We start from the raw sequence: 7,171 nt of genomic DNA, 5'->3' as shown, positions 1-7,171 counted from the left end.
GTGGGGGGGGCCCCCCCCCGCCCCCCCACCCCCCCCCCCCCCCCCCGCGGGCCCCCCCCCCCCCCCCCGCCCCGCCCCCCCCGGGGGGGCCCCCCCCAGCCGGGGGGAACGCTCCCAGTGGAACCGCACGGGGGGTTCCGGATCAGTGGTGGCTCATCGCTCCCAGGGCGGCCATGCCGCCGAAGAACACCGCCCAGACGAGACCGAGGATGCCCAGCACGCAGCCGATGATGCCGAGAATCTTGCCGGCCTTGGTGAGGCCTTCGCCACTGGGGTCCATCTTGCCTTCGGCCATGGCCTTGAGATCGTTGCTGCCCATGACCCACGCCAGGATGGCGAAGATGATGCAGCAAAGAAGGCCGAGGATGCCGAACACCAGCAGCATGGTGCCTCGGTGGGCCTTCACCGGCGCGGCGGACGTGTAGTCGTTCATGGGGGCTCCTGGGAGCAGATGAGACCGGGGTTGACCCGGAAAGGGGTTGGGGATGCGCCCAGTCTAAGGTGATTCCAGGGGACTTGGCCAGGGGACTTGGACAGGCCCGGCCGCCGAATCACCTCAGGCTCTTCCCGTTCCCACCGTCGGCCGGTCCTCTTCCCACAGCACCTCGAAGGGGCGCACCTCATGCTCGATGCCCTTGAGCAGGGATCCCTCCAGCTGCCGCAGGCGGGCCGGACCCACCAGCTCGGCCGTGCGCGGCCCGATGACGATCTGGCCGGGCCGGGCCACGCTGCTCTCCAGACGGGAAGCCAGGTTCACGGTGCTGCCCATGACCGTGTAGTCCATGCGCTTCTCGCAGCCGATGTCGCCCGCGAAGGCCTCCCCGCTGTTGATGCCGATGCGCATCTTCAGCTCGGGGTAGCCCTCGGGCCGGGCTTCGTTCAGGGCCCGCAGGGTCTCCTGCATGGCCGCGGCGGCCTCCACGGCGTGGCGCGCATGGTCGGGGTCGGGGTTGGGCGCGCCGAAGAAGGCCATGATGGCGTCGCCGATGTACTTGTCGAGGGTGCCGCCCCGACTGAAGATCTGGTCCGTCATGGCCTCGAAGGTGCGGTTGAGGATGCCCGCCAGCACGAGCGGTTCCATGCCCTCGCTCATGCGGGTGAAGCCCGAGATGTCGGCGAAGAGCACGCTGATTTGGCAGCGCTGGGCCTGGAGGGCCGGCGCCTCCTTGCTCTGGCTGGATTTCAGGATCTGGTCCACCACGGCCGGGCTGTGGTAGCGCTCCAGGCGCTGGCGGAACTTGGCCTCCCGCTCGCGCTGGATGCCCACGGCGGCGAAGTTGGCCATGGCGCTGAGCAGGTGCTCGTCCTCCCGCTTGAAGCCGCCCTTGCTGAGGCTCGTCTCCAGGTAGATCACCCCCAGGGCCTGGTTCTCCACGATGAGGGGCGCGCAGAGGGCCGAGGTGATGCCATGAATCTTGATGCTCTCGCCGGCGCTGAAGCGGGGGTCCATCCGGGCGTCGGTGGTGAGGATGGCCACCCGGTCCTTCATGGCCGTGCGGGCGATGGTGCGGCTGATGGGATTGGCGTTCTGGCCCGCCTGCTCCTCCCAGACCAGCTCGGGCACCAGCTCGCCATTGGCATCCGCCAGCAGGATGAAGCCCCGCTGGCATGGGATCTGGGCCGTCACCAGGCCCATCACGGACTCCAGCAGCTCCGCCAGGCCCGCCGCTCGCAGAAGGGTGCCGGCCATGCTGGCCAGGCGCTGGAACAGGGTCACTGCATCGCCCGCGGGGTGCTGGCCGCCGGCCTGGGCCAGCATGGCCTCCAGGCTGGCGTGAGGCACGAGGATGGAGCCCGAGGCGTCGAAGGCGCGGTCCTCGAGGGAGATCTTCGGGGCGGCGACCCGGGCCCCCAGGTTCAGGCCCTGCGTCGGAGAGCCGGGCGCCGGCTCGGGCATCCAGCGCACCACGGCCTCGCCCAGAAGCACCGTATCTCCCGGATGCAGGGGCGCCGGCTCGGCCAGGACCACCCCGTTGAGGGTCGTCCCGTTCAGGGACTTCATGTCCATGACGTGGGGCTGGCCATCCTTGAGGAAGATCCGGGCGTGGACCCGGCTGACCGCATTGGCCTGGATCCGGATGCTGGCCTGGTCGCCCCTCCCCAGGGTCACGCCCTCCTCCGTGAGCGTCACGGGGTGCAGGGCGCCGTCAACCTGGAGGGTGAGCTTCATGTGGAAACCGGGGGAAGGGTGAGTCTAGCACGGGGCTGCTGACCTCATCGGCCGGGCGCGGTATTCTATGAGGTTCATCCCGGTCGGGGTGTGGAGGTCCGTTGACCAAAGTCGGTTTCATGTCCCTGGGCTGCCCCAAGAACCTGGTGGATTCGGAAGTCATGCTGGGCCACCTGCGCCTGAAGGGCTACCAGATCACCCCCGTGCTGGAGGAGGCCCAGGTGCTGGTGGTGAACACCTGCGGCTTCATCGACGCCGCCAAGCAGGAGAGCGTCGAGGCCATCCTCCAGGCCGCGTCCATGAAGAAAGAGGGCGCCTGCGAGAAGCTCATCGTGGCCGGCTGTCTGGTGGAGCGCTACCGCGACGAGCTCATGACCGAGATGCCCGAGATCGACGCCTGCCTGGGCACTCGGGACATCGAGCAGATCGCCGAGGTCATCGGCGCCGGCGCCAGCTTTGAGCTGAACCCCAATCCCGACTACCTCTACACCGAGGCCAGCCCGCGGATGCTCACCACGCCCAAGGCCAGCGCCTACCTGAAGATCAGCGAGGGCTGCGACCACGCCTGCGCCTTCTGCGTCATCCCCCAGCTCCGGGGCGCCCAGCGCAGCCGCAGCATCGAGAGCGTGGTGGCCGAGGCGACGAACCTCGTGGCCCAAGGCGTGCTGGAGATCAGCCTCGTGGGCCAGGACACCACGGACTACGGTCGCGACTTCGGCGATCCGGACGCCCTGGAAAAGCTGGTGCGTGCCCTGGGGAAGGTGGAGGGCCTGCGCTGGTTCCGCATCCACTACGCCTACCCGAACCGCCTGACGGACGGCCTGCTGCAGGCCATGGCCGAGACACCCAACTGCGCCCGCTACCTGGACATGCCCCTGCAGCATGCGGACGCCGCCATCCTCAAGGCCATGGCCCGGGGCGGCAGCCGCGCCCAGTTCCTGAAGCTGATCGAAAAGGTGCGCCGCATCGTGCCGGGCATCGCCATCCGCTCCAACTTCATCGTGGGCTTCCCCGGTGAGGACGAAGCGGCCTTCGAGGAGCTGAAGGCCTTCGTGAAGGAGGCCCGCTTCGACCACGTGGGCGTCTTCACCTACAGCCCCGAGGAGGGCACCACGGCGCACGATCTGGGCGACCCCGTGCCGAAGCGCACCAAGGAGGCCCGCAAGCGCCGCATCCTCGAGCTGCAGCAGAAGATCGCCCGCGAGAGGAACCAGGAGAAGGTGGGCCAAGTCATCGACGTGCTGGTGGAGGGCGCCCACGAGGAGACCGACCTCATCGTGAAGGGCCGCCACCAGGGCCAGGCCCCCGAGATCGATGGCAACGTGCTGCTGGTGGACGGGACACCGCAGGTGAACACCATCCAGAAAGTGCGCATCGTGAAAGCCCACGCCTACGACCTCATCGGGGAAGTGGAGGAGGGTGGTATGGAATCGAGCACGGCGGCCTACGAGCAGGCGTTCCTCACGCGGAAGCGGACCTGACGGGGTTCCGGGCCGGAGGGTTAACCTGGGATTCGACCTCCCAACCCATCCGCCCAGGAGCTTCCATGCGTCCCCCCGCCCTTCTGGCGTCCGTCCTCCACCTCGGCCTGATCGTGGCCGCCGCGCTCCAGACCGCCCCGCTGCCCGCCCAGGCCCCGGCCAAGGCCAAGGCCATTGGCCCCAAGCCGGATGATCCCAAGGGGAAGAACGTCAAGGCCATCGGTCCCAAGCCGGATGATCCCCGGGGCAAGGCCGCCAAGCCCGCGGCTGCGCCGGCCCCCGTCAAGCGCTGAGCCCCACGGGTTCAGGCCGAAGGCTCTAAACGGATCTCCGAAGTCCCTCGTAGGCCATAGGAACCGTTTCAGGGATCTTTCATGCGCCATCCGGCTTTGGCCTTCGTCTGCCTGCCCATCCTGGCTTCCCAGGCACCCAACCCGCTGCACCTGGCCATCCCCCGGCTGGCCCAGGCGCCGTCCATGACCCGGGACGCGGACCTCTCCACCTGGAAGGAGGCCCTGGTGATCACGGAGTTCGGCATGATGATGCCGGACGACCAGGGCGAGAACCGCTGGCCCACCATCGTCCACGTGGGCTGGGGCCCGGACGCGCTCTACGTGGCCGTGGAGGCGAAGGATCCCGAGCCCTCGAAGATCCACGCCGCCCGCCACATGCGCGACACCAACAACGGCGACTTCGACTTCGTGGGCGTGGACCTCGATCCCTCCGGCAAGGGCCAGAGCATCGCCCGCTTCTTCGTGACGCCCCTGGGCGGCCAGATCGACGAGATCATGACGGACAGCACCGGCGAGAACGCCTCCTACGACTGCCTCTGGGATTCCACCGGCGTGCTGACGCCGGATGGCTACGTCGTGAAGATGCGCATCCCCTACAGCAGTCTGCGCCGGCGGCCGGGCGAGTGGGCCATGCGATTCCTTCGTATCATTCCGCGGGAGCGGCGCTACGGCATCTCCTGGCCGCGCATGAGCAAGGACGTGCAGTGCGACATCTGCCAGATGGCCCGGGTCTCCGGCGCCCCGGTGGACAAGCCCGGCTCGCCGTTCCTGGTGATCCCCTTCGCCACCTATACCCGCACCCAGTCGCTGGAGACCAACCCGGCGGCGCCCGTGGAATCCAAGGCCCGCCTGGGCATGGATGTCCGCTACGCCACCACCGCCCTCACCTTCGAAGGCACCTACCGGCCCGACTTCGCCACGGCGGACGCGGACGTGGACCCGCTCCAGATCAACAGCCGCTTCAAGGTGTTCTATCCCGAGCGCCGGCCCTTCTTCCTGGAAGGCATGGATCTGCTCTCCCCCCCCGCGGCCCAGCGGCAGTTCTTCAGCCGCTCCATCCAGAGCCCCCTGTACGGTCTCAAGGCTTCGGGCCAGGGCTCACTGGCCAGCTGGACCGTGCTCCACGCCAAGGACGAGGACGGCGGCCTCATGCTGAGCGCCAACGGTGCCCAGGGCGTCGAAGGCCTGCCCACCCGGGACACGGCGGCCGCGCTGCGTTTTCAGCTGGACGGGCGCGGCTCGGGCCTGTCCGTCCTCGGCACCGACAAGCGCCTGCAGGGCGGACCGGACGCCGCCGGTGGGCTGATCGGCGGCCAGAGCGGCGGCCTGTACCTGGATCAGTACCTGGGCTCCGAATTCCACTTCATCGGCAGCGCCATGACCGCCACCTCGCACCTCCCCCAAGCGGATGGCAGCCTCCTCTCCCAGCGCGGAACCTCCACCTCCGCCGAGCTGGACTGGAACACGCGCCACTGGTTCGCCACCGCCGTCAGCCAGACCACGAGCCCCGGACTGGTGCTGATCTCGGGATTCACCGACCTCCGGGGCTACCGCCAGCAGACCGGAACCTTCGGCTGGCAGAGCAACTGGAATGGCGGGAAGCTCTCCCAGGCGAACCTCTTCCTGCGCGCCCGCCGCCTCGTGTGGTGGGACGGGAACCCCTTCGACCGCGCCGTGGGCCTGAGCACCTATGTGGAAACCGCCGACCGCTGGGCCTGGAGTCTCGACTGGGACATCGCGGGGCGCACCTGGGCGGATGACGAGGTGACTTCCAATGCCACCCGCAACTTCGACACGGCCCTGAGCTGGAAGAAGCTGATCTGGGCCCAGATGCTGCTGCGGGCCGTCCGCGGACGCACCATCGACCTGGCCTCGGGGGCCCCGGCACGCATCCACACCCTCAGCTTCAGCTCCCACGGCGCGATCGGGGACGTCTCCTACAACCTCTCCACCCAGAAGACCGAGCTGGACCGTGAATCCGACGGCCTGCAGCTCGTGCGCGCGCGGAAGCTGGCCCTGACGGCCACCTACCAGATGCCGCGCGCCTTCTACCTGAAGACCCAGGCGTTCGTGGTGCGGTACGACGGCTCCGAGATCGATGGTGTGGACAAGTTCCTCAAGGCCTTCCTAGGTTGGCAGCCCAATGCCTTCACCAACGCCTATGTGGGCTGGTCGGGCCAGCGGCGGCGCGCCCCCCTCGCCATCCTGCCCACCGAGCGCATGGTGGAGCGCGGCGTGTTCGCCAAGCTGGCCTACGCCATGCAGTTTTAGAGGCCTCCCGAGGGAAAGGAAATTTAAACGCGGAGGAAAGCGGAGACACGGAGGACAGCGGAGGAGAGAACCTTTCTCCGCTCTCCTCAGCCCCTCCGCTTTCCTCAGCTTTCCGAATTTCTTTTCGATCCATGAGCCGGTGCCAGGGACAGGTACACTGGGCGGATGCTGGAATTCAGGGAGGTCACCCGCGCCTACGAACTCGGCGGCGAGCGCGCCGGCGTGTTCGGCGTGTCGCTGGCGGTGCCGAAGGGCTGCCTGGCGGTGCTGGCGGGCCCCAGCGGCAGCGGCAAGACCACCCTGCTCCAGCTGGCGGGCCTCCTGGACCAGCCCGACGAGGGCGCCGTCTTCCTGGATGGACAGGAGGTGTCCAGTCTCTCCGAGCGCGAACGCTGCGGCCTCCGTCTGAGCCGGCTGGGCTTCGTGTTCCAGGCCTTCAACCTGGTGCCCGTCCTCACGGCCCTGGAGAACGCCATGCTGCCCCTGCAACTCCAGGGCCTGGCCGAAGATGAGGCTCGGCGCCGAGCCGAGGCGGCCCTCGAGCGCGTCGGGCTTTCCGACCGCCTGCACCATCGCCCCGGACAGCTGAGCGGCGGCCAGCAGCAGCGCGCCGCCATCGCCCGCGCCCTGGCGCCCGATCCCCTCCTGGTGCTGGCGGACGAGCCCACGGCCAGCCTCGACCACGCCCACGGCGGCCCCCTCATGGACCTCATGGCCGAACTGGCCGCCGAGCGGGGCGCCACCTTCCTGGTGGCCAGCCATGATCCCGCCGTCATCGCCCGCGCCGATCATGTCTTCCGCCTGGCCGACGGGCGGTTGGTGGAGGGTTCATGAATAAGACACTGGAACCGCGAAAGACACGAAAGAGAGCGAAAAAGGATAAACAGGATCCGCTTGATCCCTGCCATCACCTAGGGCTTTCTGTACCCGCGACGAAGAAAGTCCGACCACCTTTC

6 protein-coding genes are annotated in these 7,171 nt (G+C 68.5%); 4 read left to right on the top strand and 2 right to left on the bottom strand.

Translation table 11 applies throughout. The annotated features are described in order from the left end of the window. Positions 1-142: 142 nt before the first annotated feature. Both MLG87_RS08465 and MLG87_RS08460 read right to left on the bottom strand, forming a co-directional pair. Positions 143-433: a DUF4190 domain-containing protein gene (locus MLG87_RS08465; RefSeq protein WP_243295031.1), complete on the bottom strand. Its 291-nt coding sequence runs from the start codon at positions 431-433 to the stop codon at positions 143-145. Between the two features lie 123 nt (positions 434-556). Next, on the bottom strand, positions 557-2,170 hold the full coding sequence (locus MLG87_RS08460) for an adenylate/guanylate cyclase domain-containing protein (protein ID WP_243294758.1): 1,614 nt from the start codon (positions 2,168-2,170) through the stop codon (positions 557-559). 101 nt (positions 2,171-2,271) lie between these two features. Here MLG87_RS08460 and rimO point away from each other — a divergent pair, with 101 nt between their 5' ends. The 4 genes from rimO (at position 2,272) to MLG87_RS08440 (ending at position 7,049) form a co-directional block, all read left to right on the top strand. Beyond that, entirely contained in the window at positions 2,272-3,651 is a 1,380-nt protein-coding gene (gene rimO, locus MLG87_RS08455; RefSeq protein WP_243294757.1) for a 30S ribosomal protein S12 methylthiotransferase RimO, read from the top strand. Positions 3,652-3,716: 65 nt separating this feature from the next. Further along, on the top strand, positions 3,717-3,944 hold the full coding sequence (locus MLG87_RS08450; RefSeq protein WP_243294756.1) for a hypothetical protein: 228 nt from the start codon (positions 3,717-3,719) through the stop codon (positions 3,942-3,944). 81 nt (positions 3,945-4,025) lie between these two features. Next, on the top strand, positions 4,026-6,215 hold the full coding sequence (locus tag MLG87_RS08445; protein ID WP_243294755.1) for a DUF5916 domain-containing protein: 2,190 nt from the start codon (positions 4,026-4,028) through the stop codon (positions 6,213-6,215). A gap of 165 nt (positions 6,216-6,380) precedes the next feature. Next, a complete protein-coding gene (locus MLG87_RS08440; protein ID WP_243294754.1) occupies positions 6,381-7,049 on the top strand; it encodes an ABC transporter ATP-binding protein in 669 nt (222 codons plus the stop codon). Positions 7,050-7,171 lie beyond the last annotated feature (122 nt).

The organism is Geothrix mesophila (assembly GCF_022808835.1).
GTDB classification, from domain to species: Bacteria; Acidobacteriota; Holophagae; order Holophagales; family Holophagaceae; genus Geothrix; species Geothrix paludis.
Note: the sequence above shows the minus strand (reverse complement) of the source record. Positions and strands in the feature narration are given on the sequence as shown.

Bases quoted from the DNA above. Each gene is read 5' to 3' on its own strand.
- MLG87_RS08445 (WP_243294755.1), top strand. From the start codon at position 4,026: ATGCGCCATCCGGCTTTGGCCTTCGTCTGCCTGCCCATCCTGGCTTCC.
- MLG87_RS08465 (WP_243295031.1), bottom strand. From the start codon at position 433: ATGAACGACTACACGTCCGCCGCGCCGGTGAAGGCCCACCGAGGCACC.
- MLG87_RS08460 (WP_243294758.1), bottom strand. From the start codon at position 2,170: ATGAAGCTCACCCTCCAGGTTGACGGCGCCCTGCACCCCGTGACGCTC.
- MLG87_RS08450 (WP_243294756.1), top strand. From the start codon at position 3,717: ATGCGTCCCCCCGCCCTTCTGGCGTCCGTCCTCCACCTCGGCCTGATC.
- MLG87_RS08440 (WP_243294754.1), top strand. From the start codon at position 6,381: ATGCTGGAATTCAGGGAGGTCACCCGCGCCTACGAACTCGGCGGCGAG.